A 24,944-nucleotide genomic window follows, 5' to 3' on the forward strand; every position below is an offset into this window, starting at 1 on the left:
GTGACAAAGCTAAAAATGCCTGTTAAAATAATTTGAATTTCAAGTAAGAAAAGAGGAATAATATGTCAGCGATTGCTCAAAATCCTTGGTTAATGGTGTTTGCCATCTTTGTAATCAATGTGTGTTACGTCACATGTTTAACCATGAGAACCATATTAACTTTAAAAGGTTACCGTTATGTTGCAGCGATAGTAAGTTTTGTTGAAGTATTGATTTATGTCGTAGGTCTAGGATTAGTAATGTCTAGTTTAGATCAAATTCAAAATATTGTCGCATATGCATTTGGCTTTTCTATTGGTATTATTGTAGGTATGAAAATCGAAGAGAAATTGGCGCTTGGTTACACTGTCGTTAATGTGACATCTTCAGAATACGAGTTAGATTTACCCAATGAACTTCGTAACTTAGGGTATGGTGTTACACATTATGAAGCGTTTGGACGAGATGGAAGCCGCATGGTTATGCAAATTCTCACACCAAGAAAATATGAATTAAAGTTAATGGATACCATAAAAAACTTAGATCCAAAAGCCTTTATCATTGCTTATGAACCAAGAAATATTCACGGTGGTTTCTGGGTTAAAGGCGTACGTAAACGTAAACTTAAAGCGTACGAACCAGAAGAATTAGAAAGTGTTGTTGAGCATGAAGTATAAAGTAAATGATAATGAGACGATTGCTGATTGCCTACAAAGAATGAAAGCCGATGGTTATATGCCAACAAGACGCATTGAAAAACCAATTTATAAAGAAAATAAAGATGGAAGCTTAGAAGTTTTAAAACAAGATATCATTTTTATTGGTAAGAAGATAACTGAATAAAATATGACAGAGACCACTCAATAAGTTGTTTTGAGTGGTTTTTTATTTTGGAATTGTGTTTGACTAAAATATGAAATAAAATAGGAATGTAAGCTAATTAGAATTATACAATCGATAAGTATTCTGTTAGAATTAAAGTAAATCGTCAAAGACGAACTTTTAAGTTTATTTTGCAGTTAATGTACAGATTTTGTGATTTAAAATATGAATATACATACGATAGGAGTTTAAAAAATGATTGAACGTTATTCTAGAGAAGAAATGTCGTCTATCTGGACAGACCAAAACCGATATGAAGCTTGGCTTGAAGTAGAAATTTTAGCATCTGAAGCATGGAGTGAACTAGGATATATTCCAAAAGAAGATGTTCAAAAAATTCGCCAAAATGCAAAAGTAGATGTAGAACGTGCTAAAGAAATAGAATTAGAAACTAGACATGATGTCGTCGCATTTACTAGACAGGTTTCAGAAACATTAGGTGACGAAAGAAAATGGGTTCATTATGGTTTAACTTCTACTGATGTTGTTGATACAGCACTTAGTTATGTTATTAAACAAGCAAATGATATCATCGAAAAAGACTTAGAAAGATTCATCAAGGTTTTAGAAGAAAAAGCTAAAAATTACAAATATACGTTAATGATGGGTAGAACACATGGTGTACATGCTGAACCAACAACGTTTGGTGTCAAAATGGCATTATGGTACACAGAAATGAAACGTAATTTAAAACGTTTTAAAGATGTACGTGAAGAAATAGAGGTAGGAAAAATGAGCGGTGCGGTAGGTACTTTTGCTAACATTCCACCAGAAATTGAAAGTTATGTTTGTAAACATTTAGGACTAGGTGCAGCACCTGTTTCAACTCAAACTTTACAACGTGATCGTCACGCTTACTATATCGCAACATTAGCACTTATAGCCACTTCATTAGAAAAATTTGCAGTTGAAATTAGAAATCTACAAAAAACTGAAACACGTGAAGTTGAAGAAGCTTTTGCTAAAGGTCAAAAGGGATCTTCAGCAATGCCACATAAACGTAATCCAATTGGTTCTGAAAATATTACAGGTATTTCTCGTGTGATTCGTGGTTATATTACTACTGCTTATGAAAATATACCGTTATGGCATGAACGAGATATTTCACATTCATCTGCAGAACGTATCATGTTACCAGACGTAACAATTGCCTTAGACTATGCCTTAAATAGATTTACAAATATCGTAGATCGTTTAACAGTATATGAGGATAATATGCAAGCGAATATCGATAAAACATTTGGTTTAATTTATTCACAACGCGTATTACTTTCTCTAATCAATAAAGGTATGGTACGCGAAGAAGCGTATGATACAGTGCAACCAAAAGCTATGAAATCTTGGGAAACGAAAACACCTTTCAGAGATTTAATAGAACAAGACAGTAAGATTACAGATGTTTTATCTAAAGAAGAATTGGATGAATGCTTCAATCCTAAACATCATTTAAATCAAGTCGACACTATTTTTAAAAGAGCAGGCTTAGAATAACTTTAGAAATTAAATTGAAATCCTATACAAATTCAATTAAAACTACTACACTTTAACTTGTTAGTAAGTTAAAATAGTAAAAAGAATATGCATATAGGAGCTGTTATGATGCAAATTGAAAAATTACGTGGGGATGCATTAAATGAATTATTTGATGCAATTCTTACATTAGAGAATAGAGAAGAATGTTATCAGTTTTTCGATGATTTATGCACAGTGAACGAAATTCAATCACTTTCTCAACGACTACAAGTTGCTAAAATGATTAAACAAGGATACACATATGCAACAATTGAACAAGAATCAGGCGCGTCAACGGCAACAATTTCTCGAGTGAAGCGTTCTTTGCAATGGGGCAATGATGCCTACACAATGATATTAGATCGCCTTAATATCGATACAAAAGAATAAAATAATACGAAACGATCGTAACTATTAAAGTTTAACGGCTATAATATGTGAACGATCGTTTCTTTTTTAGTGTCAAAAGTAAAAAATAAGTTGTACAATTTCACGTTAACTGTTTAGAACTAGCATGTTAAAAATGATATAATTTAAGGTATGTTAAAAAAAGGAGTTTCACGTAATGTATGATATTAAACAATGGCGTCATGTATTTAAATTAGACCCTGCAAAGTCTATTTCAGATGATGATTTAGATGCGATTGGTATGTCAAATACTGATGCAATCATCATCGGGGGTACTGATAATGTAACTGAAGATAACGTCATTCATTTAATGAGTAGAGTACGACGTTATCCATTACCACTTGTTCTTGAAATTTCTAACTTAGAGAGCGTTATGCCAGGTTTTGATTTTTACTTTGTGCCTACAGTCTTAAATAGTAACAATGTAAAGTATCATAATGGAATGCTACTAGAAGCCTTAAAGGAATTTGGACATGTGATTAATTTTGAAGAAGTCGTCTTTGAAGGTTATTTAGTAATGAATGATGATAGTAAAGTTGCACATCAAACAGAAGCAAAGACGCAGTTAGATATAGATGATGTAGATGCATATGCATTAATGACCAATGAATTATATCGTTTCCCAATAATGTACCTCGAATATAGTGGAGAATATGGGGATGTAGAGAAAGTTAAGTCGGTAGCAAACACACTAACGACAACACAATTATTTTATGGTGGCGGTATAACATCATTATCACAAGCACAAGAAATGGCTGAGTTTGCTGATACAATCGTCGTTGGTGATATTGTATATCGAGATATAAAGAAAGCATTGAAAACAGTTAAGATAAAGGAGTCTAGTAAATGAATTCATTAGTAAAGAATATGAATGCAGAGCAAAGTGAAGCTGTCAGAACAACAGAAGGCCCACTATTGATAATGGCAGGTGCAGGATCTGGTAAAACACGTGTGTTAACACATAGAATCGCTTATTTATTAGACGAGAAGGATGTATCACCTTACAATATTTTAGCCATAACATTTACGAATAAAGCTGCTAAAGAAATGAAAGCAAGAGTAGAACAATTAGTAGGCGAAGAAGCACAAGTAATATGGATGTCTACATTCCACTCAATGTGCGTTCGTATATTACGTCGTGATGCAGATCGAATTGGGATAGAACGCAATTTCACAATTATTGATCCAACTGACCAAAAATCTGTGATTAAAGACGTTTTAAAAAATGAAAATATCGATAGTAAACGTTTTGAACCACGAATGTTTATTGGTGCGATTAGTAATTTAAAGAATGAATTAAAAACGCCAGAAGATGCTCAAAAAGAAGCTAATGATTTTCATTCACAAATGGTTGCTACTGTCTATAAAGGCTATCAACGTCAACTTTCAAGAAATGAAGCGTTGGACTTTGATGATTTAATTATGACAACGATTAATTTATTTGAAAGAGTGCCAGAAGCTTTAGAATATTATCAAAACAAATTCCAATATATTCATGTTGATGAGTATCAAGATACAAACAAAGCACAATACACACTCATTAAATTGTTAGCAAACAAGTTTAAAAATTTATGTGTTGTAGGTGATTCAGATCAATCTATCTATGGTTGGCGTGGTGCGGATATCCAAAATATTTTATCATTCGAAGAAGACTATCCAGATGCGAAAACAATCTTCTTAGAACAAAACTATCGTTCAACTAAAACAATCTTAAATGCGGCTAATGAAGTCATTAAAAACAATACTGAAAGAAAACCTAAAGGGCTATGGACTGCCAATACAGGCGGAGATAAAATAAATTATTACGAAGCAACAACGGAACGTGATGAAGCAGAATATGTTGTTCGTGAAATAATGAAGCATCAACGTAATGGTAAAAAGTATAGTGATATGGCTATATTATATAGAACCAATGCACAATCACGTGTACTTGAAGAAACATTTATGAAATCAAACATTCCTTATACAATGGTTGGCGGACAAAAGTTCTATGATCGTAAAGAAATTAAAGATTTATTAAGTTACTTAAGAGTCATTGCCAATAGTAATGATGATATTAGTTTACAACGTATTATTAACGTACCTAAACGAGGTGTAGGGCCGTCTTCTGTTGAAAAAATTCAAACTTATGCAGTTCAAAATAATATCAGTATGTTTGATGCATTAGGCGAAGTTGATTTTATTGGATTATCTAAAAAGGTAACTCAAGAATGTATCGCTTTTTATGAAATGATTCAAAATCTTATTAAAGAGCAAGAGTTTCTTGAAATTAGTGAAATCGTAGAAGAAGTATTAGTTAAATCTGGATATAGAGACATGCTTGATAGAGAACAAACTTTAGAATCACGTAGTCGTCTTGAAAACTTAGATGAATTTATGTCAGTTCCAAAAGATTATGAAGAGAATACACCATTAGAAGAACAATCATTAATTAATTTCTTAACAGATTTATCACTCGTAGCAGACATTGACGAAGCGGATACCGAATCAGGTGTTACATTAATGACTATGCACTCTGCGAAAGGTCTAGAATTTCCAATTGTGTTTATCATGGGTATGGAAGAGTCATTGTTCCCTCATATAAGAGCAATAAAAAGTGATGATGATCATGAAATGGAAGAAGAACGACGTATTTGTTATGTGGCAATCACACGAGCAGAGGAAACGTTATATATAACAAATGCAACAACGCGTATGTTATTTGGTCGTTCTCAATCTAATATGCCATCACGATTTTTAAAAGAAATACCTGAAGATTTAATGGAAAGTCATTCTGGTAGTAAACGACAAACGATTCAGCCTAAAGCAAAACCAACTCAAAAACGTGGATTTAGTAAACGTACAACATCATCTAAGAAACAAGTCACATCTTCAGATTGGAAAGTTGGAGACAAAGTAACACATAAAGCATGGGGAGAAGGCATGGTAAGTAACGTTAACGAAAAGAATGGTTCTGTCGAATTAGATATTATTTTTAAATCAGAAGGACCTAAACGATTACTTGCACAATTTGCACCAATTGAGAAAAAGGAGGACTAGTGGATGAGTCAATTACAAAATCGTGTGAATGAATTGCATGATTTATTAAACCAATATAGCTATGAATACTATGTTCAAGATAATCCATCAGTGCCAGATAGTGAATATGATAAATTATTACATGAACTCATTCATATTGAAACAGAACATCCTGAATTTAAGACACCAGATTCACCTACAGTTAGAGTAGGTGGCGAAGCGCAATCATCCTTTGAAAAAGTGAATCATGATACACCTATGTTGAGTTTAGGTAATGCGTTTAATGAAGAAGATTTAAGAAAGTTTGACCAACGTATTCGAGAAAATATCGGTAATGTAGAATATATGTGCGAACTTAAAATAGATGGATTAGCTGTTTCATTAAAATATGAGAACGGTCGTTTTGTACAAGGATTAACTCGTGGTGATGGAACGACAGGTGAAGATATTACTGAAAATTTAAGAACGATTCATGCTATTCCATTAAAAATTAAAGAACCACTTAATTTTGAAGTTCGTGGAGAAGCATATATGCCTAGAAAATCATTTATGAATTTAAATGAAGAAAAAGAAAAGAATGGGGAGCAACCTTTTGCCAATCCTCGAAATGCAGCAGCGGGATCATTACGTCAACTTGATTCTAAACTAGCTGCTAAAAGAAAGTTAAGTATTTTCTTATATAGTATTAACGATTTTACTGACTTTGAAGCTACGACTCAAAGTGGTGCTTTAGATGAATTAGATGAATTAGGTTTTAAGACAAATCATGAACGAGAGAGAGTATCTGATATAGACGGCGTGCTTAAATATATTGAAAAATGGACAGCTGAAAGAGAAACGTTACCTTATGATATAGATGGCATTGTTATCAAAGTTAATGATTTAGAACAACAAGATGAAATGGGATACACTCAGAAATCACCTCGATGGGCAATTGCCTATAAGTTTCCATCAGAAGAAGTCGTTACAGAACTATTAGATATTGAATTAAGTATAGGACGTACAGGCGTTGTTACACCTACGGCAATACTTGAACCAGTGAGAGTAGCAGGTACGACTGTATCAAGGGCTTCATTACATAACGAGGATTTAATACATGAAAGAGATATCAGAATTGGTGATAGTGTCGTTGTCAAAAAAGCAGGTGATATTATCCCAGAAGTTGTGAGAAGTATTATTGATCGTCGACCAGAAGATGCTGAAACATATCACATGCCGACACATTGTCCAAGTTGTGGACATGAGTTAGTAAGGATTGAAGGTGAAGTGGCCTTAAGATGTATTAATCCAAAATGCCAAGCACAGTTAATTGAAGGTCTTATTCACTTTGTTTCACGTCAGGCAATGAATATTGATGGTTTAGGTACAAAAATTATTCAACAGTTATATGAAAATGATTTAATCAAAGATGTTGCTGATATCTTTTATTTAGAAGAAGAGGATTTATTACCTCTAGAACGTATGGGAAGTAAAAAAGTTGAAAATTTATTAGAAGCTATAAAACAAGCTAAATCACAGTCGTTAGAACATTTATTGTTTGGTTTAGGTATTCGTCATTTAGGTGTAAAAGCAAGTCGTGTTCTAGCTGAAAAATATGAAACAATGGACCGACTTTTAATAGTAACTGAAGAAGAATTAATTGCTATTCATGATATTGGTGGTAAATTAGCACAATCAGTAGTCACTTATTTAGAAAATGATGACATTCGTGCATTAATTCAAAAATTAAAAGATAAAGATGTTAATATGACATATAAAGGTGTTAAAACTACTGAAATTGAAGGACATCCAGATTTTAGTGGAAAGACAATTGTATTGACTGGTAAATTAGAGCAAATGACACGTAATGAGGCTTCACAGTGGTTACAAATGCAAGGTGCAAAAGTGACGAATAGTGTCACTAAGAGTACAGACATACTAATTGCTGGAGCTGATGCAGGCTCTAAATTGACCAAAGCAGAAAAGTTTGGCACGGAAATATGGACTGAAGAAGAATTTGCAACAAAACAAAATGAAATAAACAATGAGTGAGGTACGTCGATGAAGCGAACAATTATTTTACTTATCTCGACAATTTTTATTTTAGCCGCATGCAGTAACGATAAAGATAAATCATCTGACCAAGAAGCAGATCATACTAAAGGAAGTCATTCATCTCAAGTTAAACAGGTGGCAACAGATAAAAACGTACAAGGCGATAATTATCGTACGATTTTACCATTTAAAGAAAGTCAATCACGTGGGTTATTACAAGATAATATGGCAAATAGCTATAACAGTGAAGGCTTTGAGAGTGGTCTGTTAGAACTTAGTAAAGAAGTCTTTCCTACAGATAAATATTTATATCAAGATGGACAATTTTTAGATAAAAAGACAATCAATGCATATCTTGACCCTAAATATACTAAAAAAGAAATTGAAAAAATGAGTGAAAAAGATAAGAAAGATAAAAAGGCTAATGAAAATTTAGGTCTTAATCCTTCTCACCAAGGAGAAACCAATCCAACAAAAATAGCTGAAAAGTCACCAGCGTATTTATCTAATATTTTAGAACAGGATTTCTATGGTAATAGTGATATTAAAGGTAAGAATATTAAAGGTATGACCATAGGTTTAGCTATGAATAGTGAATATTATTACCAAAAAGAAAAAGATGGTGAAACCTATAGTAAGAAGTTAAATGACAAAGAAATAGAGAAGCAAGGTAAAGCAATGGCGAGTGAAATATTATCTAGATTAAGAGAAAATAGTGATTTAAAAGATATTCCAATTCACTTTGCTATATATAAACAAAGTAGCCAAGAATCTATTACACCGGGGGAATTTATTGCTGGTGCAACTGCTGATGATGGGCAAACGAAAATCAATGATTGGAAAACAATTAACGAGACAACTGCATTGTTACCTTCATCTACAGCAGGTAAATATGACGAATCATTAAATAATAACTTTAAACAATTTAATGATAACTTACAATCTTATTTCTCTAACTTCACACAAGCAGTAGGTAAAGTAAAATTCGTAGATAAAAAAGCAAAACAATTAACAGTAGATTTACCAATTGATTATTATGGTCAAGCTGAAACGATTGGTATCACACAATATGTGACTGAACAAGCTAATAAATACTTTGATAATATTGACGAGTATGAAATCAGAATTAAAGATGGTAATAATCCGAGAGCATTAATTAGTAAAAATAAAGATGATAAAGAACCACAGGTTCATATTTATCATAATTAATTACTAAAAATAAAAATGCGCGTAGCAAAGAATTGACCTTTGCTACGCGCATTTTTTTATTTTTCTTTGACAATTTGTTTTACTTTAGCTAAGTCTTGAATTACAAAGTCTCCAGGTGAAGCTGTTAATTTACTTACAATATATGTCACGATAACACTCACAAGAAAACCTGGAATGATTTCATACATACCGAATAATTCATTAATAGAAGCTAGTGGTTTAATCCAAGCTATCCATATAATCACGACTAAAGCGCCACTAATCATACCGCTAATAGCACCAGCTCTCGTCAAACCTTTCCAATATAATGAGAACAATACTAATGGGCTAAAAGAGGCACCAAAACCTGCCCAAGCATTACCAACTAAATTGAGAATCGTATCATTTGGATGCCAAGCAATTGCGATGGCTACGATAGCCACAACTAAAACAGATAACCGTCCTACCATTACAAATTCTTTTTGATGTGTTGCTGCCTTTTCTTCTCCACGAATCAGTTTATAAAAATCTTCAGTTAATGAGCTTGAAGTAACTAAAAGTTGAGATGAAATTGTGCTCATAATAGCAGCTAGAATCGCTGCAAGTAAAAATCCGCCAACTAGTGGGTGGAATAGAATTTGACTCATAATAATAAATAATGTTTCTGGATCTTCCATTTTAATATGACGTTCAGATATAAAAGCAATACCTGTTAATCCTACACAAACAGCACCAAGTAATCCTATTGTCATCCAGCTAATTCCTAAGCGTCTAGCTTTTGGCAATAATTTATGAGATTTAATAGACATAAACCTAACAATAATATGAGGTTGACCGAAATACCCGAGTCCCCACGAAAATAGAGAAATAATACCAATTAATGTCGTGCCTCTAAATAAATCCATATTTGTTGGTTTCATTGCTGCTACTTCACTAAAAGTATCTAAACCATTTAATTGCATCATAGCTACAATAGGTACCATAACCATGGCGATTAACATAATGACACCTTGGAAAAAGTCTGTAATGGATACAGCTAAATATCCACCAAAAAATGTATAAAAAATAACAATAACGGCGACGAGAATTAATCCAAAGTGATAGTCTAATCCAAAGGCACTCTCAAATAACTTACCTCCAGAAACAAAACCAGAATGTGTGTATAAAGTGAAGAATATAACGATAATTAAGCCTGAAATAATTTTAATAATATTTCGTTGGTCATTTAATCTGTTCTTAAAGAAATCAGGGAGTGTAATGGCATCTCCTGCAATTTCTGTATAAACTCTTAGCCTAGGCGCTACAACCCAATAATTAATATAAGCCCCAAGTGTTAGACCGATGGTTATCCAAATAGCTGATAATCCAGTACTATAAACAGAACCTGGTAGTCCCATAATCATCCAACCACTCATATCAGAAGCTCCTGCGGATAGTGCAGTTATGTATGGTCCTATATTACGACCACCCAACATGAATTCACTTAAATTACCAGTTGCTTGCTTATAGCCATAAAACCCTATAATGAGCAAAATAATAAAGTAAATGGCAATCATGATGTAAGTTTGCCAATTTGCATCAACTTGTTGATTTAGTGCAGTCCCCAAATATAGCATATTAACCACTCCCTCTTATCAATGTATAAATTTGTGTCACATGTAATATTATACATTATAGTTAAATGTTTAGAAAAGTGAAAAAATAAAATTTTATTTTTAAACAACTGACAAAACTGTGATATAGCGCTTACATTACAAATTTTAATTAATAGTACCACTTATAAATATTGCATAATCATAAATGATTAATATAAGATCTTGTATTTTAATAGAAATATATGATAAATACATATAAATAAGTTACACCCAAATGAATCAATCATTGATAATTAGATTTCGTAATGTAAATGTCTAAAAACACGTTCGAAAAAGTGGAAACAGTGATTTAAATTGTTATCACTCAATAAATACTTAGATTTTTAAATGAATATTTGATACAATTTAGTGATGAATGAGTAATAAGGAGGCTTTTATTTAATGACTAAAGTAACACGCGAAGAAGTTGAACATATAGCTAATTTAGCCAGACTTCAAATTTCTCCTGAAGAAACGGATGAAATGGCCAATACGTTAGAGAGTATTTTAGATTTTGCTAAACAAAATGATAGTGCAGACACTGAAGGTGTTGAACCAACATATCACGTTTTAGATTTACAAAATGTATTACGTGAAGATAAAGCTATCGAGGGCATTCCTCAAGAATTAGCATTAAAAAATGCAAAAGAAACTGAAAATGGACAATTTAAAGTTCCAGCCATCATGAATGAGGAGGACGCTTAAGATGAGTATTCGCTATGAGTCTGTTGAGAATTTATTAACTTTAATTAAAAATAAAGAAATTAAACCATCACAAATTGTAAGTGATATTTATGATGCTATTGAAGAAACCGATCCTACAATCAAATCTTTCTTAGCATTAGATAAAGAAAATGCGATGAAAAAAGCACAAGAATTAGATGAATTACAAGCAAAAGACCAAATGGAAGGCAAATTGTTTGGTATCCCAATGGGAATTAAAGATAATATCATAACAAAAGATTTAGAAACAACATGTGCAAGTAAAATGTTGGAAGGTTTCGTACCTATCTATGAATCAACTGTTATGAATAAATTGCATAATGAAAACGCAGTCTTAATTGGTAAATTAAACATGGACGAATTTGCAATGGGTGGTTCTACTGAAACATCTTACTTTAAGAAAACAGTGAATCCATTTGATCATACTGCAGTCCCAGGTGGTTCTTCAGGTGGTTCGGCTGCCGCTGTAGCAGCAGGTTTAGTACCATTTAGTCTAGGATCAGATACTGGTGGCTCTATCCGTCAACCTGCATCTTATTGTGGTATCGTAGGTATGAAACCAACATATGGCCGTGTGTCACGTTTTGGCTTAGTAGCATTCGCTTCATCATTAGACCAAATTGGACCTTTAACTCGTAATGTTAAAGATAATGCATTAGTGTTAGAAGCTATTTCTGGTATAGATCCTAATGATTCAACAAGTGCTCCAGTGGATGATGTTGACTTTACTTCTGATATTGGGAAAGATATTAAAGGCTTAAAAGTAGCACTTCCTAAAGAATATTTAGGTGAAGGTGTTAGCGAAGATGTTAAAGCATCAGTAAAAAATGCGGTCGAAACATTAAAATCATTAGGTGCAGAAGTAGAAGAGGTATCATTACCTAATACGAAATATGGTATTCCATCATATTATGTTATTGCTTCATCAGAAGCATCAGCAAACTTAGCTCGTTTTGATGGTATCCGTTATGGTTATCATTCTAAAGAAGCACAATCACTTGAAGAACTTTATAAAATGTCTAGATCAGAAGGTTTCGGTGATGAAGTTAAGCGCCGTATCTTCTTAGGAACATTCGCTTTAAGTTCAGGTTATTATGATGCTTTTTATAAAAAATCACAAAAAGTTAGAACTTTAATCAAAAATGACTTTGATAAAATCTTTGAAAAATATGACATAGTTGTAGGTCCAACTGCACCCACAACTGCATTTGATTTAGGTGATGAGATTGATGATCCATTGACTATGTATGCCAATGACTTATTAACTACACCAGTTAACTTAGCAGGTTTACCAGGTATTTCTGTTCCTTGTGGACAATCAAACGGACGCCCAATTGGATTACAATTTATTGGTAAACCGTTCGATGAAAAGACGTTATATCGTGTTGCATATCAATATGAAACACAATTCAACCTACATGACGCTTATGAAAAATTATAAGGAGTGGAAATAATGCATTTTGAAACAGTTATCGGACTTGAAGTTCATGTTGAGCTAAAAACAGACTCAAAAATGTTCTCTCCATCACCTGCACATTTTGGAGCAGAACCTAACTCAAATACAAACGTAATTGACCTTGCGTATCCTGGCGTTTTACCTGTTGTTAATAAAAGAGCAGTAGACTGGGCAATGCGTGCGTCAATGGCCTTAAATATGGATATCGCTACAAATTCTAAATTTGACCGTAAAAACTACTTTTATCCAGATAATCCAAAAGCTTATCAAATTTCTCAATTTGATGAACCAATCGGTGAAAACGGATATATTGATATCGAAGTAGACGGCAAAACAAAACGTATTGGTATAACTCGTTTACACATGGAAGAAGATGCCGGAAAATCAACGCATAAAGATAGATATTCTTTAGTTGACTTAAACCGTCAAGGTACACCTTTAATTGAAATCGTATCTGAACCAGATATTCGTTCACCTCAAGAAGCGTATGCTTATTTAGAAAAATTACGCTCAATCATCCAATATACAGGCGTTTCAGATTGTAAAATGGAAGAAGGCTCATTACGTTGTGATGCCAATATTTCATTACGTCCATACGGTCAAGAAGAATTCGGTACAAAAGCTGAATTGAAAAACTTAAACTCATTTAACTATGTTCGTAAAGGCTTAGAATACGAAGAAAAACGCCAAGAAGAAGAATTATTAAATGGTGGAGAGATTGGCCAAGAAACACGTCGTTTTGATGAATCAACAGGTAAAACAATCTTAATGCGTGTTAAAGAAGGGTCTGACGACTATCGTTATTTCCCTGAGCCAGATATTGTACCTTTATATGTAGATGACGAATGGAAAGAACGTGTTCGTCAAACTATCCCAGAATTACCAGATGAACGTAAAGCGAAATATGTCAATGATCTAGGATTACCTGAATACGATGCACATGTTTTAACACTTACTAAAGAAATGTCTGATTTCTTCGAAGGTGCCATCGAACATGGTGCTGACGTGAAATTAACTTCTAACTGGTTAATGGGTGGCGTAAATGAATACTTGAATAAAAATCAAGTAGAATTACAAGATACTAAATTAACACCAGAAAACTTAGCAGGTATGATTAAATTAATCGAAGACGGTACAATGAGCAGTAAGATTGCTAAAAAAGTCTTCCCTGAATTAGCAGAAAATGGTGGAGATGCAAAACAAATTATGGAAGATAAAGGCTTAGTTCAAATTTCAGACGAAGCTACATTATTAAAATTTGTTAATGAAGCATTAGATAACAATCCACAATCCGTTGAAGATTATAAAAATGGTAAGGGTAAAGCAATGGGCTTCCTAGTTGGTCAAATTATGAAAGCTTCTAAAGGACAAGCAAACCCTCAAAAAGTAAACCAATTACTAAAACAAGAACTAGATAAAAGATAAATAGTTTGATTTTCACTCCTATAACGTTTAGTGTAAACTATTCGTTGTAGGAGTTTTTTGAATATCATTCGTTTTCACGAAAAATGGTTAGAGCTATCTATGAGTGAGACAATGAATTGAAAAAAGAATGAAAAAGTCATTTATGTATTAGTTAAACGAAGCACTTTAATAAGATAATATATTGATGCCTCAGTTACGGAAATTTATCAGAGATGCTAATCAATAAATTATTAACAAGTTCTAAAAAATACTTTCAACTCGAGTGTAAATCATTTAATATTAAATATGAGTATATGAAGTCGAGGGATATGATATGAGAAAACGAGCAAGAATTATTTATAACCCGACATCTGGTAAAGAGCTTTTTAAACGAATGTTACCTGATGTTTTAATTAAACTAGAAAAAGCTGGATATGAAACAAGTGCGTATGCTACAGAGCGTGAAGGTGATGCTACGCTAGAAGCAGAGCGAGCACTTAAACAACAATATGATATCTTAATCGTAGCGGGTGGCGACGGTACGCTAAATGAAGTAGTCAATGGGATTGCTGAGCAACCTAATCGACCGAAATTAGGTGTTATTCCAATGGGTACTGTTAATGACTTTGGACGTGCGTTGCATTTACCAAATGATATTATGGGTGCGCTGGATGTGATTATTGAAGGACACAGTACTAAAGTTGATATTGGTAAAATGAACAATCGTTACTTCATTAACTTAGCTGCGGGCGGTCAATTGACACAAGTCTCATATGAAACACCAAGTAAACTAAAATCTATCGTCGGATCATTTGCATATTACATTAAAGGATTTGAAATGTTGCCGCAAATGAAGGCTGTTGATTTGAGAATCGAATATGATGACAAAGTCTTTCAAGGAGAAGCATTGCTATTCTTACTAGGATTAACTAATTCTATGGCAGGTTTTGAAAAATTAGTACCAGACGCAAAGTTAGATGATGGTTACTATACATTAATAATAGTAGAAAAAGCTAACTTAGCAGAATTAGGTCATATCATGACATTAGCTTCGAGAGGCGAACATACTAAGCATCCAAAAGTGATATATGAAAAAGCAAAATCTATTAATATTTCATCATATACAGAAATGCAATTAAATGTTGATGGTGAATATGGCGGTAAATTACCAGCTAATTTCTTGAATTTAGAAAGACATATCGATGTATTTACACCTCATGATATTCATAATGAAGAATTACTTGACCAACCAACAGTAACACCACAGATGAAGGCTGAGGATTATCAACAAAATTCAGACGAAGTATAATAAATATTTACAGAACACAAGATTAGGATAGGCAAGCGTTTATGTCCTAACCTTTTTATATGTGGGGGAAATAAAGTGGAAACATTAAAGAAAAATGATGTACTAACAGGACAAGTCGTAGACTTAACACATGAAGGCCATGCTGTTGTGAAAATTGATAGATATCCAATATTTATCCCAAATGCGTTAATAGATGAGACGATTGAATATAAAGTTATTAAAGTAAAAAAGAACTTTGCGATTGGAAAATTAATAAAAGTGATTACTGAAAGTGATGAACGAGTGGAGCCGCCATGCATATATTATTATAAATGTGGTGGATGCCAACTACAGCATATGTCTTATCAAGCACAACTCAATATGAAAAAAGAACAGGTGGTTAATTTATTTCATAGAAAATCCAATTTTACCAATACAGTAATTAAAGATACTGTTGGCATGGAAGAGCCATGGAGATATAGAAATAAATCACAAATTCCCGTTGGTTTAAGTAAGGATCAGTTACCAATCATGGGATTTTATCGTCAACGAAGCCACGACATCATAGATATGGATAGTTGTTTAATTCAAGATCAACAACATCAACAAGTGATGAACGATGTTAAACAACTTATATCAGATTTAAATATAAGCGTTTATAATGAAAAAACTAAAAAAGGACTACTTCGTCATTTAGTAGTGAGAACAGGTCACTATACGAATCAATTAATGATTATACTTGTGACGAATGGAAAGGCATTCAAACAAGCTCAAGTTATGGTTGATGCACTAGTTCGAAAATATCCTAATGTCACTAGTATTAAACAAAATATTAATGATGCACATTCAAATGTGATTATGGGTCATCAATCTATCACGCTTTATGGTGAAGAAGAAATCAAAGATCAACTAAATGAAGTCACCTTCAATATTAGCGATCAATCATTCTATCAAATCAATTCACATCAAACAGAAAAATTATATCAACAAGCATTAGATTATGCTCAATTAACAGGCAATGAAATTGTTCTTGATACATATTGTGGTATCGGTACAATAGGTTTGTATATGGCTGAAAATGCGAAACACGTTTATGGTGTCGAAGTAGTTTCTTCTGCGATTAAAGACGCAAAACAAAATGCGACTATAAACCAATTCGAAAATACGACTTTTGTCTGTGGGAAAGCTGAAGAAGTTATTCTAGAATGGAAATCAGAAGGAATAAGACCAGATGTTGTCATGGTCGATCCGCCAAGAAAGGGTTGCGATGAAACGTTCTTAGAAACAATATTAGAACTTAATCCAAAACGTATTGTATATATATCATGTAATCCGTCTACACAACAACGTGACGCACATATACTTAGTCGTCAATATGAATTAAAAGAAATTACGCCTGTTGATATGTTCCCGCAAACAACGCATATCGAAACTGTGGCATTATTTGAAAGAAAATAATGTCATTTGATGAGAAATTTGAAGAAGTTGATTGCTAAAACAAGACGATTATTAAAATTATATTACAAGCAACTTACTTTCTTGAAAATGCCTTTAGTATCAATCATAAACAATGTATACTAAAGTTGATTTTAGAGATAAATGGAGGGTTGGTTGTGCATAAAATTAATTTGTTTCCTCATAAAATTAATATTCGTCGCTTTGTATTAATGCAGATTGTTTTAATTATGTTTGTCATATTATTTACATATAAATGGGCTTACACGGTGACACATATTATCGAACAAAATATTATATTGAACTTAGTTTATGGTTTCGCTGGATTTTTAGTTTTATTAATTCTCCATGAGATGATACATCGAGTATTATTTATATTATTTTCTAAAGGTGAAAAGCCTAAAATGAAATATAAAAAGGGAACAATGTTACTACAATTTACTGAAACTTGCTTTAACAGATGGCAATTTAGCACAATCATGTTAGCGCCTCTTGTGTTAATAAGTTCGCTTTTACTTGTACTAATCAAAACTTTTGCATATTCATCGTTGATATTTATGTTTAGTATTCATATTGGTTATTGTGTGCTTGATATTTTATTAGTGTCTTTAGCACTTGCTAGTAATTTTAAATATATTCAAAAATATGATGAAGGATTATATTTATATCAACAAAAGCCAAGTCAAATGAATCATGAATAATAGTTCAACAAATAAGTCATCTTTCTTAAAAGTGGAGATGGCTTATTTTAATGCCTTAATTTAAGAGCATGAAATTCGTGAATATTTGTCATACATTTTATAATAAAAGTATGATTAAACTAAAAATGAAAGTGTGGTGAAATAATGGAAGAAAGAAGAATTATTCACATTGACATGGATTACTTTTTTGCGCAAGTGGAAATGAGAGATAATCCGAAACTAAAAGGAAAGCCGGTTATTGTTGGAGGAAAGGCAAGTAACAGGGGTGTCGTATCAACGGCATCATATGAAGCTAGAAAGTATGGTGTGCATTCAGCCATGCCTATGTCGCAAGCACATAAATTATGTCCTAATGGTTATTACGTAACGAGCCGATTTGATGCTTATAGAGAAGCTTCTCAAAAAATTATGGATATATTTCGGAGTTATACTGAAATTGTAGAACCTTTATCTTTAGACGAAGCTTATTTAGATATTACACATTTAGTGAGACCTGATTTACCAGCTTCTAAAATAGCCAATTTTATTCGAAGAGATATATTAGAACAAACTGAATTAACAGCCTCTGCAGGAGTGTCTTATAATAAATTTTTAGCCAAATTAGCGAGCGGTATGAATAAACCTAATGGCCTTACAGTAATAGATTATAATAATGTGCATGACATTTTAATGGGTTTGGATATTGGTGAATTTCCAGGTGTTGGAAAAGCATCTGAGAAAGTCATGCATGATAATCAAATTTTTAACGGTCAAGATTTATATAATAAGGATGAATTTGAGTTAATACGTTTGTTTGGAAAAAGGGGTAGGGGTTTATACAATAAAGCAAGAGGTATCGATCATAATGAGGTAAAATCGACCCGTATACGTAAATCTGTAGGAACAGAACGTACTTTTGCGACAGATGTAAATGATGATGACGAGATATTAAGAAAGGTTTGGGAATTATCTGGAAAAACGGCTGAAAGATTAAATAAATTACAAAAATCAGGTAAAACGGTTACTGTTAAAATTAAGACGTATCAATTTGAGACGTTATCAAAGCAAACCAGTTTAAGAGATCCAGTTAATTCAGAAACAGATATTTATAATATTGCCTACTCACTTTATACTGATTTGAAAGATCCTGAAGTGCCTATACGATTAATAGGTGTTACAGTAGGTAACCTAGAACAATCAGCATACCGTAATATGACTATATATGACTTTATATAACGGGCTAGTAATGTATGATATTTAATACATTATTAGCCTTTATCTTTTAAATCTTTGCCATAGATATTTAACATGCTATGTAAATCATCATAATGTTTTAATAATCTATATGTGATCATTGCACAAGCTTTCGCATCATTTAGTGCGTCATGATGCCCATGAAAATCAAGTTGATAAAAGTCCATCATATGCTTTAAGCCATAGCGATGTGATTGAACTGTTCGCTTAGCCAATTGATATGAACAAAAATATGTTAGATGAGGAGTTTCAAGTCCAATGTCCTGAATACTTTGATGGAGTACATTCATATCAAATGCAGCATTATGTGCAACGACTGGAAGTTGATCGATAAACTGCATCATATAGGGAAATACATATGAAAAATTTGGAGAAGATGCCACATCTTCTGGGTATATACCATGCACATTAATATTTTGTTCAGAGAAATAATCATTCGGATTGACCAAAGTATGAAAGGTTTCTGTAATTTGGTTATCTATTACTTTAACCATACCTACTGAACAAATGCTAGTACGTTTACCGTTAGCAGTTTCAAAGTCTAGTGCAACAAATGCATTCTCACTCATTGTGCCACTCCTTTCTATCAATAATCATAAAATATATTTTAATATATCAAAGCTATAATGGATAGTAAAAGGGAAAGACTTAACATTTATAAAACATTCATTTTAAGGCGCGTATATGTGGAAGTCATTGTTGAAATTCAATAAAAAAACTGTCAATCAACTTTAAGCGTTAATTGACAGCTCTTCTATAAATGATAAATGACTTATCTAATTATATATTGAATTATTCTTCGTCAAATGTACGAGTAGCTAATTCTTTTTCATATAAATATAGCGTATTGCAGTCATCACCAATACGGTTTAGGTAATCGATATGAGTTTCGAACATTGATTCTTCCTCAACTTGTTCATCTAAGAACCAATTTAAGAAAGAGATTGTTGCGTAATCTTTATCTTTATGTGCGATTTCTGATAGATTGTAGAAACGTTTTGTTACATCTTGTTCTTGAGCTAGACCGTCTTTGAATGTTTCTAAAATAGAATTAAAGTCTACTTTTGGTGCTGGTAATGCTGTGAATTTCGCATGGCCACCACGGTCATTAATATAATCATAGATTTTTTTACCATGGAATCTTTCTTCTTTAGCTTGTTGAATGTAGAAGTTTGCAAATCCTTCGTATGATTGAGAATCGCAATAAGATGCCATTGCCATATATGCGTGAGCAGCAAAATACTCGTGATTCATTTGTTCATTTAATGCTTCTAATAATTCTTTATTTAACATAGTATTCACCTCATATGAAAATTTTCATTTTCTTTCTCTGTTGACTAAAATGAGTATAACAAACTTATTCTCATTCGTAAATAATAATTATTATAATCTGGAGTGCATTTTTATCTTTTTAATTGAGAATCTTTTTAGTTATACCCTCTGCATGTTATAATTATGCGAGTGAATAGTAATAGGGAGGAAACAAATGAGACAATGGACTGCAACCCATTTAGCGAAGTTAGCGCGCAAGGCCAGTAGAGCCGTGGGTAAAAATGGAACTGACTTACCAGGTCAAATCGCACGTAGAGTGGATCAAAATATATTAAGAAAATTATCAGAACAAGTTGATGATATTGTCTTCATAAGTGGTACAAACGGTAAAACAACAACATCTAACTTAATTGGACATACATTAAAGGCCAACCAAATTGATATTATTCATAACAATGAAGGTGCCAATATGGCAGCAGGTATTACGTCTGCCTTTATTATGCAAACAACAAAGCAAACTAAAATTGCAATTATTGAAATAGACGAAGGCTCTATACCGAGAGTACTTAAAGAAGTAACACCTTCTATGATGGTATTTACAAACTTCTTCAGAGATCAGATGGACCGTTTTGGTGAAATAGACATCATGGTCAATAATATCGCTAAATCAATTAGTGATAAAGGTATCAAATTATTATTAAATGCGGATGATCCATTCGTTAGCCGACTTAAGATTGCAAGTGAGACTCGAGTTTATTATGGTATGAAAGCACATGCTCATGAATTTGAACAAAGTACAATGAATGAAAGTAGATATTGTCCTAACTGTGGCCGTTTACTTAAATATGATTACATACATTATAATCAAATTGGTCATTATCATTGTGAATGCGGCTTTAAACGTGAACAACCTAAATATGAAGTATCTTCTTTCGAAACATCACCATTCCTTAAATTAAATATAGGAGAGGCAACGTTTAATATGAAGATTGCTGGTGATTTTAATGCATATAATGCACTTGCAGCATATACTGTGTTAAGAGAATTAGGATTAAATGATACATCTATTCAAAAAGGATTTGAAACATATACATCTGACAATGGTCGTATGCAGTATTTTTCATTAAATCAAAAAGAAGCGATGATTAACTTAGCTAAAAATCCAGCTGGAATGAATGCAAGTTTATCAGTCGGCGAACAATTAAAAGGACGTAAAGTATATGTTATCAGTTTAAATGATAATGCTGCGGATGGTAGAGATACGTCATGGATTTATGATGCGGACTTTGAAAAACTAAGTAATCAAGATATTGAAACGATTATCGTTACAGGTAATCGTGCTGAAGAATTACAATTAAGATTAAAATTAGCTGAAGTGGATGTACCTGTTATCCTTGAAAGGGATATATATAAAGCAACTGCTAAAACAATGGACTTTACAGGATTTACAGTAGCGATTCCTAACTATACTTCATTATCACCAATGCTAGAACAATTGAATCGTTCTTTTGAAGGAGGACAATCATAATGAATCACGAATTAACGATTTATCATTTTATGTCCGATAAATTAAATTTATATAGCGATATTGGCAATATTATTGCATTAAAAATAAGAGCCAAAAAAAGAAATATTAAAGTGAATGTTGTAGAAATTAATGAAACAGAGGGTGTAACCTTTGATGATTGTGACATCTTCTTTATTGGCGGGGGAAGTGACCGTGAACAATCACTAGCTACAAAACAATTGAGTAAAATTAAAACCCCATTAAAAGAAGCAATTGAGGATGGTATGCCTGGATTAACTATATGTGGTGGATATCAATTTCTAGGAACTAAATATATTACACCAGATGGTACAGAGTTAGAAGGTTTAGGTATTTTAGATTTTTATACTGAATCTAGAGAAGACCGATTAACAGGTGATATCATTATCGAAAGTGATACATTTGGAACTATTGTTGGCTTTGAAAATCACGGGGGAAGAACTTATCATCAATTTGGTACTTTAGGTCGAGTGACACATGGTTATGGTAATAATGATACGGATCGTAAAGAGGGTATCCATTATAAGAATTTACTAGGAACTTATTTACATGGTCCAATTTTACCTAAAAACCATGAAGTAACTGATTATTTATTAGAGAAAGCTTGTGAAAGAAAAGGTATTCCGTTTGAACCCAAAGAATTAGATAATACTGAAGAAGAAGCAGCCAAACAAGTTTTAATAGATCGTGCAAATAAAAGTAAATAACATAAAAGAAGAGGTTGTGACTTTTGTAACGAGTCGCAACCTCTTTCTATTTTATTATGCATAACGATGGTCTAATATTTTATAGATTAACAATATTTCGTATATAAGATGACTTTTAATTTGATTTTGGTCAAATTCTTCTAGTTGTTTAACTGAAGATTTTAGTGTTGAAGCGGATTGTCGCTCACGTCTAAATGTACCATCACATAGGATTTGGCTAATACTTGTACTGATTTTTAGAATTGCCATTTTTTCTTCAGGTGTAAAGAATACGTGTGCATCTTTAGGTAAATATATAATGTTTGCTAAATGGGTCATCAGTAATCGATTAGTATAAGCTCTATTAGTTAATTTATTTAATTTTTTCCAATCGTCTGCCTTGTTCTGATGATAAGTAAGTTCATCACGTTGATAGCCAGTTAGCATATCAATTTTTTGGTTTAAATTACTGATTCGGATAATCTTTTTATTACTTTTATCCGATTGAAAGCGACCAAGCAACAATTCATGACACCGTTGATTAAATAGTGCGTACATTTTTTCTTCAGAATCGTAAAGATGATCTTCTAACTGATTATAATATTTAGGTGGTAAAATCATAAAATTGACTAGACCTGCTGTCACTAAACCAATTAAGGCGGTTAGTAAACGTGAAAAGAAATTAAATACATACGCTTCATGTATACCTGGTATCATTGCAACTGACGTTAATACAGCGACCGTTGTACCTACCTGTAAATTCAGTTTAGTACAGGCTAAAATTGTCAATGTTGCACTTAATGCATAAGCAAATGGTGACTGATCCCCAAATATAAAAGTAAATACAACTGCAAATAATGCGCCAATAACTGTAGCAGGTAAACGGCGATACCCTTTTTTAATTGAGGCCTTAGCAGTAGGTTCAATTGTTACAATTGCAGTTAATATGGCAAATATTGGTGTAAGATTTAATAACATACAAAAGACAGTCGTAAAAAATGTAGCTAAACCTGTCTTGATAGTGCGAGCACCAATAAGATTTTTATACCATTTTTCATTCAACATGTTGTCCCCCTTGAAAAGGGAATTTTTAAAACGATTTACGGTTTTACAAATTCTCTTTCTTAATCAAACAAAATAAAGTCATTTCAATGCATTCATGTTTAGTATATCAAAAAATTTTTGCTATAATAAGATAGAATAATAAATAAAAAGGAACGGGATAAAAATGATTGTAAAAACAGATGAGGAATTACAAGCTTTAAAAGAGATTGGCTATATTTGTGCAAAAGTTAGAGACACAATGCAAGCCGAGACTAAACCAGGTGTTACGACAAAAGAGTTAGACAATATTGCTAAAGTGTTATTCGAAGAACATGGTGCAATTTCAGCGCCAATTCATGATGAGAATTTTCCAGGACAGACATGTATCAGTGTCAACGAAGAAGTTGCACATGGTATACCTGGAAAACGTGTGATTCGTGAAGGTGACTTAGTTAATATTGATGTTTCTGCATTGAAAAATGGCTATTATGCCGACACAGGTATTTCATTTGTGGTAGGAGAAGCAAGTGATCCTATGAAACAAAAAGTGTGTGATGTTGCTACAATGGCATTTGAGAATGCAATGGCTAAAGTAAAACCAGGTACAAAGTTGAGTAATATTGGTAAAGCTGTACACGCAACAGCACGTCAAAATGATTTAACAGTTATTAAGAACCTAACAGGTCATGGCGTTGGTCAATCATTACATGAAGCACCTAATCATGTCATGAACTATTATGATCCTAAAGATAAAACACTTTTAAAAGAAGGACTTGTGATTGCAGTTGAACCATTTATTTCTTCTAAAGCAACATTTGTGACTGAAGGTAAAAATGAATGGGCATTTGAAACAAGAGATAAAAGTTACGTTGCACAAATAGAACATACTGTCATTGTCACAAAAGAAGGCCCTTTATTAACAACTAAAATTGAAGATTAAAGTATTATCATCCTTTAGATCGTATAGTCATTCATTTTACATAGACTAGGACTAAAGGACTAACAAGATATGGTTCCGGAGCCTATTACTGATGGTTTCGGAATTGTTTTATAATAGAACCTAATCAAGGGTGAGGTGGTTCTATGAATTACATGGAGATTTACTTAAATAAAATATTTAAAACATCATTACAATACAACATTGATGATTATAAAATGAAATTAGACAAAAAATTGAAAAGTATTGAAGATTATATCGCTTATTTAAATGAAAAGCGAATGCAACTTAAAAAGCTAATTGACAGTCTTTCATTAGCATTAGAGAATAAATATATAGATATAGCAGATTTATATAATATTAGATGTGCAGAAGAAGTACATGATAATGAAATTGCATCATTAAGAAATCATTTAAATCAAATTGAAGCGTATTGTGCTCAAATTGAAGCTAAAATAAGTGAACAAGCAAAAGAGAAAATGACTATCGAAAAAGAATGTCATTTAATTCAATATATGAGTGCTGTGGCATAGAAAGGTGGCGA

The 24,944-nt window shown here is 32.6% G+C and carries 23 protein-coding genes; 19 read left to right on the top strand and 4 right to left on the bottom strand.

Annotated elements, in window-relative coordinates; genetic code table 11:
* The first annotated feature begins 62 nt into the window (after positions 1 to 62).
* The 8 genes from ssp1_RS04515 (at position 63) to ssp1_RS04550 (ending at position 9,042) form a co-directional block, all read left to right on the top strand.
* Complete coding sequence (locus ssp1_RS04515) at positions 63 to 656, top strand: DUF2179 domain-containing protein (RefSeq protein ID WP_002452264.1); 594 nt, start codon at positions 63 to 65, stop codon at positions 654 to 656.
* A complete protein-coding gene (locus ssp1_RS04520) occupies positions 640 to 822 on the top strand; it encodes an NETI motif-containing protein (RefSeq protein ID WP_026088922.1) in 183 nt (60 codons plus the stop codon). The genes ssp1_RS04515 and ssp1_RS04520 overlap by 17 nt, the downstream gene beginning before the upstream one ends.
* Before the next feature lie 234 nt (positions 823 to 1,056).
* A complete protein-coding gene (gene purB / locus ssp1_RS04525; protein ID WP_075777799.1) occupies positions 1,057 to 2,352 on the top strand; it encodes an adenylosuccinate lyase in 1,296 nt (431 codons plus the stop codon).
* A gap of 108 nt (positions 2,353 to 2,460) precedes the next feature.
* A complete protein-coding gene (locus ssp1_RS04530; protein WP_002452267.1) occupies positions 2,461 to 2,763 on the top strand; it encodes a YerC/YecD family TrpR-related protein in 303 nt (100 codons plus the stop codon).
* Positions 2,764 to 2,938: 175 nt separating this feature from the next.
* Positions 2,939 to 3,631: a heptaprenylglyceryl phosphate synthase gene (pcrB, locus tag ssp1_RS04535; RefSeq protein ID WP_002452268.1), complete on the top strand. Its 693-nt coding sequence runs from the start codon at positions 2,939 to 2,941 to the stop codon at positions 3,629 to 3,631.
* Positions 3,628 to 5,820, top strand: a complete 2,193-nt coding sequence (gene pcrA, locus ssp1_RS04540) for a DNA helicase PcrA (protein ID WP_002452269.1) — start codon at positions 3,628 to 3,630, stop codon at positions 5,818 to 5,820. Before pcrB ends, pcrA begins: the two co-directional genes overlap by 4 nt.
* Positions 5,821 to 5,823: 3 nt before the next feature.
* Entirely contained in the window at positions 5,824 to 7,830 is a 2,007-nt protein-coding gene (ligA, locus tag ssp1_RS04545; protein WP_118828137.1) for an NAD-dependent DNA ligase LigA, read from the top strand.
* Between the two features lie 9 nt (positions 7,831 to 7,839).
* The gene (locus tag ssp1_RS04550; protein ID WP_075777802.1) at positions 7,840 to 9,042 is read left to right on the top strand and encodes a CamS family sex pheromone protein; all 1,203 of its coding nucleotides are present in this window, start codon (positions 7,840 to 7,842) and stop codon (positions 9,040 to 9,042) included.
* Between the two features lie 56 nt (positions 9,043 to 9,098).
* On the opposite strand, the gene putP is transcribed toward ssp1_RS04550, so the two are convergent.
* Complete coding sequence (gene putP, locus ssp1_RS04555) at positions 9,099 to 10,637, bottom strand: sodium/proline symporter PutP (RefSeq protein ID WP_002452272.1); 1,539 nt, start codon at positions 10,635 to 10,637, stop codon at positions 9,099 to 9,101.
* A gap of 420 nt (positions 10,638 to 11,057) precedes the next feature.
* On the opposite strand from putP, the gene gatC reads away from it, so the two are divergent.
* The 7 genes from gatC to dinB all read left to right on the top strand — a co-directional run bounded on the left by gatC (position 11,058) and on the right by dinB (position 18,897).
* The gene (gene gatC / locus ssp1_RS04560; protein ID WP_002452273.1) at positions 11,058 to 11,360 is read left to right on the top strand and encodes an Asp-tRNA(Asn)/Glu-tRNA(Gln) amidotransferase subunit GatC; all 303 of its coding nucleotides are present in this window, start codon (positions 11,058 to 11,060) and stop codon (positions 11,358 to 11,360) included.
* Position 11,361: 1 nt separating this feature from the next.
* Positions 11,362 to 12,819: an Asp-tRNA(Asn)/Glu-tRNA(Gln) amidotransferase subunit GatA gene (gatA, locus tag ssp1_RS04565; RefSeq protein WP_002452274.1), complete on the top strand. Its 1,458-nt coding sequence runs from the start codon at positions 11,362 to 11,364 to the stop codon at positions 12,817 to 12,819.
* A 12-nt stretch (positions 12,820 to 12,831) separates the two neighbouring features.
* Positions 12,832 to 14,259 (top strand): Asp-tRNA(Asn)/Glu-tRNA(Gln) amidotransferase subunit GatB, encoded by a 1,428-nt coding sequence (gene gatB, locus ssp1_RS04570; protein ID WP_118828138.1) that lies wholly within the window; start codon positions 12,832 to 12,834, stop codon positions 14,257 to 14,259.
* Positions 14,260 to 14,572: 313 nt separating this feature from the next.
* Positions 14,573 to 15,547 (top strand): diacylglycerol kinase, encoded by a 975-nt coding sequence (locus ssp1_RS04575; RefSeq protein ID WP_002452276.1) that lies wholly within the window; start codon positions 14,573 to 14,575, stop codon positions 15,545 to 15,547.
* Between the two features lie 75 nt (positions 15,548 to 15,622).
* The gene (gene rlmD / locus ssp1_RS04580; protein ID WP_075777803.1) at positions 15,623 to 16,984 is read left to right on the top strand and encodes a 23S rRNA (uracil(1939)-C(5))-methyltransferase RlmD; all 1,362 of its coding nucleotides are present in this window, start codon (positions 15,623 to 15,625) and stop codon (positions 16,982 to 16,984) included.
* Positions 16,985 to 17,139: 155 nt separating this feature from the next.
* Positions 17,140 to 17,682, top strand: a complete 543-nt coding sequence (locus tag ssp1_RS04585; RefSeq protein ID WP_049423345.1) for a DUF3267 domain-containing protein — start codon at positions 17,140 to 17,142, stop codon at positions 17,680 to 17,682.
* 144 nt (positions 17,683 to 17,826) lie between these two features.
* A complete protein-coding gene (gene dinB, locus ssp1_RS04590; RefSeq protein ID WP_002452279.1) occupies positions 17,827 to 18,897 on the top strand; it encodes a DNA polymerase IV in 1,071 nt (356 codons plus the stop codon).
* A 32-nt stretch (positions 18,898 to 18,929) separates the two neighbouring features.
* On the opposite strand, the gene ssp1_RS04595 is transcribed toward dinB, so the two are convergent.
* Complete coding sequence (locus ssp1_RS04595) at positions 18,930 to 19,484, bottom strand: 3'-5' exonuclease (protein ID WP_002452280.1); 555 nt, start codon at positions 19,482 to 19,484, stop codon at positions 18,930 to 18,932.
* Positions 19,485 to 19,707: 223 nt separating this feature from the next.
* Positions 19,708 to 20,208: an H-type ferritin FtnA gene (gene ftnA / locus ssp1_RS04600; protein WP_002452281.1), complete on the bottom strand. Its 501-nt coding sequence runs from the start codon at positions 20,206 to 20,208 to the stop codon at positions 19,708 to 19,710.
* A 193-nt stretch (positions 20,209 to 20,401) separates the two neighbouring features.
* Between ftnA and murT the strand changes: the two genes are divergently transcribed.
* Positions 20,402 to 21,715: a lipid II isoglutaminyl synthase subunit MurT gene (gene murT, locus ssp1_RS04605; protein WP_002452282.1), complete on the top strand. Its 1,314-nt coding sequence runs from the start codon at positions 20,402 to 20,404 to the stop codon at positions 21,713 to 21,715.
* Positions 21,715 to 22,440 carry a lipid II isoglutaminyl synthase subunit GatD gene (gene gatD / locus ssp1_RS04610; RefSeq protein WP_049423339.1) on the top strand — a complete coding sequence of 242 codons (726 nt, stop codon included), beginning with the start codon at positions 21,715 to 21,717 and terminating at the stop codon, positions 22,438 to 22,440. The genes murT and gatD overlap by 1 nt, the downstream gene beginning before the upstream one ends.
* 54 nt (positions 22,441 to 22,494) lie before the next feature.
* Here gatD and ssp1_RS04615 read toward each other — a convergent pair whose 3' ends face one another.
* Complete coding sequence (locus tag ssp1_RS04615) at positions 22,495 to 23,484, bottom strand: FUSC family protein (protein ID WP_171970102.1); 990 nt, start codon at positions 23,482 to 23,484, stop codon at positions 22,495 to 22,497.
* A gap of 163 nt (positions 23,485 to 23,647) precedes the next feature.
* On the opposite strand from ssp1_RS04615, the gene map reads away from it, so the two are divergent.
* Together map and ssp1_RS04625 are read left to right on the top strand one after the other, a co-directional pair.
* Positions 23,648 to 24,403, top strand: coding sequence for a type I methionyl aminopeptidase (gene map, locus ssp1_RS04620; protein WP_002452285.1), 756 nt, complete (start codon positions 23,648 to 23,650; stop codon positions 24,401 to 24,403).
* Positions 24,404 to 24,546: 143 nt separating this feature from the next.
* The gene (locus tag ssp1_RS04625; protein ID WP_118828139.1) at positions 24,547 to 24,933 is read left to right on the top strand and encodes a DUF2543 family protein; all 387 of its coding nucleotides are present in this window, start codon (positions 24,547 to 24,549) and stop codon (positions 24,931 to 24,933) included.
* Positions 24,934 to 24,944 lie beyond the last annotated feature (11 nt).

The sequence above is a fragment of the Staphylococcus sp. M0911 genome, assembly GCF_003491325.1.
In the GTDB taxonomy this organism is placed as follows: domain Bacteria; phylum Bacillota; class Bacilli; order Staphylococcales; family Staphylococcaceae; genus Staphylococcus; species Staphylococcus warneri_A.

What these genes read in the sequence shown, in the direction of transcription:
- ssp1_RS04515 (WP_002452264.1), top strand. Translation starts at nt 63, where the DNA reads ATGTCAGCGATTGCTCAAAATCCTTGGTTAATGGTGTTTGCCATCTTT.
- purB (WP_075777799.1), top strand. Translation starts at nt 1,057, where the DNA reads ATGATTGAACGTTATTCTAGAGAAGAAATGTCGTCTATCTGGACAGAC.
- ssp1_RS04530 (WP_002452267.1), top strand. Translation starts at nt 2,461, where the DNA reads ATGCAAATTGAAAAATTACGTGGGGATGCATTAAATGAATTATTTGAT.
- pcrB (WP_002452268.1), top strand. Translation starts at nt 2,939, where the DNA reads ATGTATGATATTAAACAATGGCGTCATGTATTTAAATTAGACCCTGCA.
- pcrA (WP_002452269.1), top strand. Translation starts at nt 3,628, where the DNA reads ATGAATTCATTAGTAAAGAATATGAATGCAGAGCAAAGTGAAGCTGTC.
- ligA (WP_118828137.1), top strand. Translation starts at nt 5,824, where the DNA reads ATGAGTCAATTACAAAATCGTGTGAATGAATTGCATGATTTATTAAAC.
- ssp1_RS04550 (WP_075777802.1), top strand. Translation starts at nt 7,840, where the DNA reads ATGAAGCGAACAATTATTTTACTTATCTCGACAATTTTTATTTTAGCC.
- putP (WP_002452272.1), bottom strand. Translation starts at nt 10,637, where the DNA reads ATGCTATATTTGGGGACTGCACTAAATCAACAAGTTGATGCAAATTGG.
- gatC (WP_002452273.1), top strand. Translation starts at nt 11,058, where the DNA reads ATGACTAAAGTAACACGCGAAGAAGTTGAACATATAGCTAATTTAGCC.
- gatA (WP_002452274.1), top strand. Translation starts at nt 11,362, where the DNA reads ATGAGTATTCGCTATGAGTCTGTTGAGAATTTATTAACTTTAATTAAA.
- gatB (WP_118828138.1), top strand. Translation starts at nt 12,832, where the DNA reads ATGCATTTTGAAACAGTTATCGGACTTGAAGTTCATGTTGAGCTAAAA.
- ssp1_RS04575 (WP_002452276.1), top strand. Translation starts at nt 14,573, where the DNA reads ATGAGAAAACGAGCAAGAATTATTTATAACCCGACATCTGGTAAAGAG.
- dinB (WP_002452279.1), top strand. Translation starts at nt 17,827, where the DNA reads ATGGAAGAAAGAAGAATTATTCACATTGACATGGATTACTTTTTTGCG.
- ssp1_RS04595 (WP_002452280.1), bottom strand. Translation starts at nt 19,484, where the DNA reads ATGAGTGAGAATGCATTTGTTGCACTAGACTTTGAAACTGCTAACGGT.
- ftnA (WP_002452281.1), bottom strand. Translation starts at nt 20,208, where the DNA reads ATGTTAAATAAAGAATTATTAGAAGCATTAAATGAACAAATGAATCAC.
- murT (WP_002452282.1), top strand. Translation starts at nt 20,402, where the DNA reads ATGAGACAATGGACTGCAACCCATTTAGCGAAGTTAGCGCGCAAGGCC.
- gatD (WP_049423339.1), top strand. Translation starts at nt 21,715, where the DNA reads ATGAATCACGAATTAACGATTTATCATTTTATGTCCGATAAATTAAAT.
- ssp1_RS04615 (WP_171970102.1), bottom strand. Translation starts at nt 23,484, where the DNA reads ATGTTGAATGAAAAATGGTATAAAAATCTTATTGGTGCTCGCACTATC.
- map (WP_002452285.1), top strand. Translation starts at nt 23,648, where the DNA reads ATGATTGTAAAAACAGATGAGGAATTACAAGCTTTAAAAGAGATTGGC.
- ssp1_RS04625 (WP_118828139.1), top strand. Translation starts at nt 24,547, where the DNA reads ATGAATTACATGGAGATTTACTTAAATAAAATATTTAAAACATCATTA.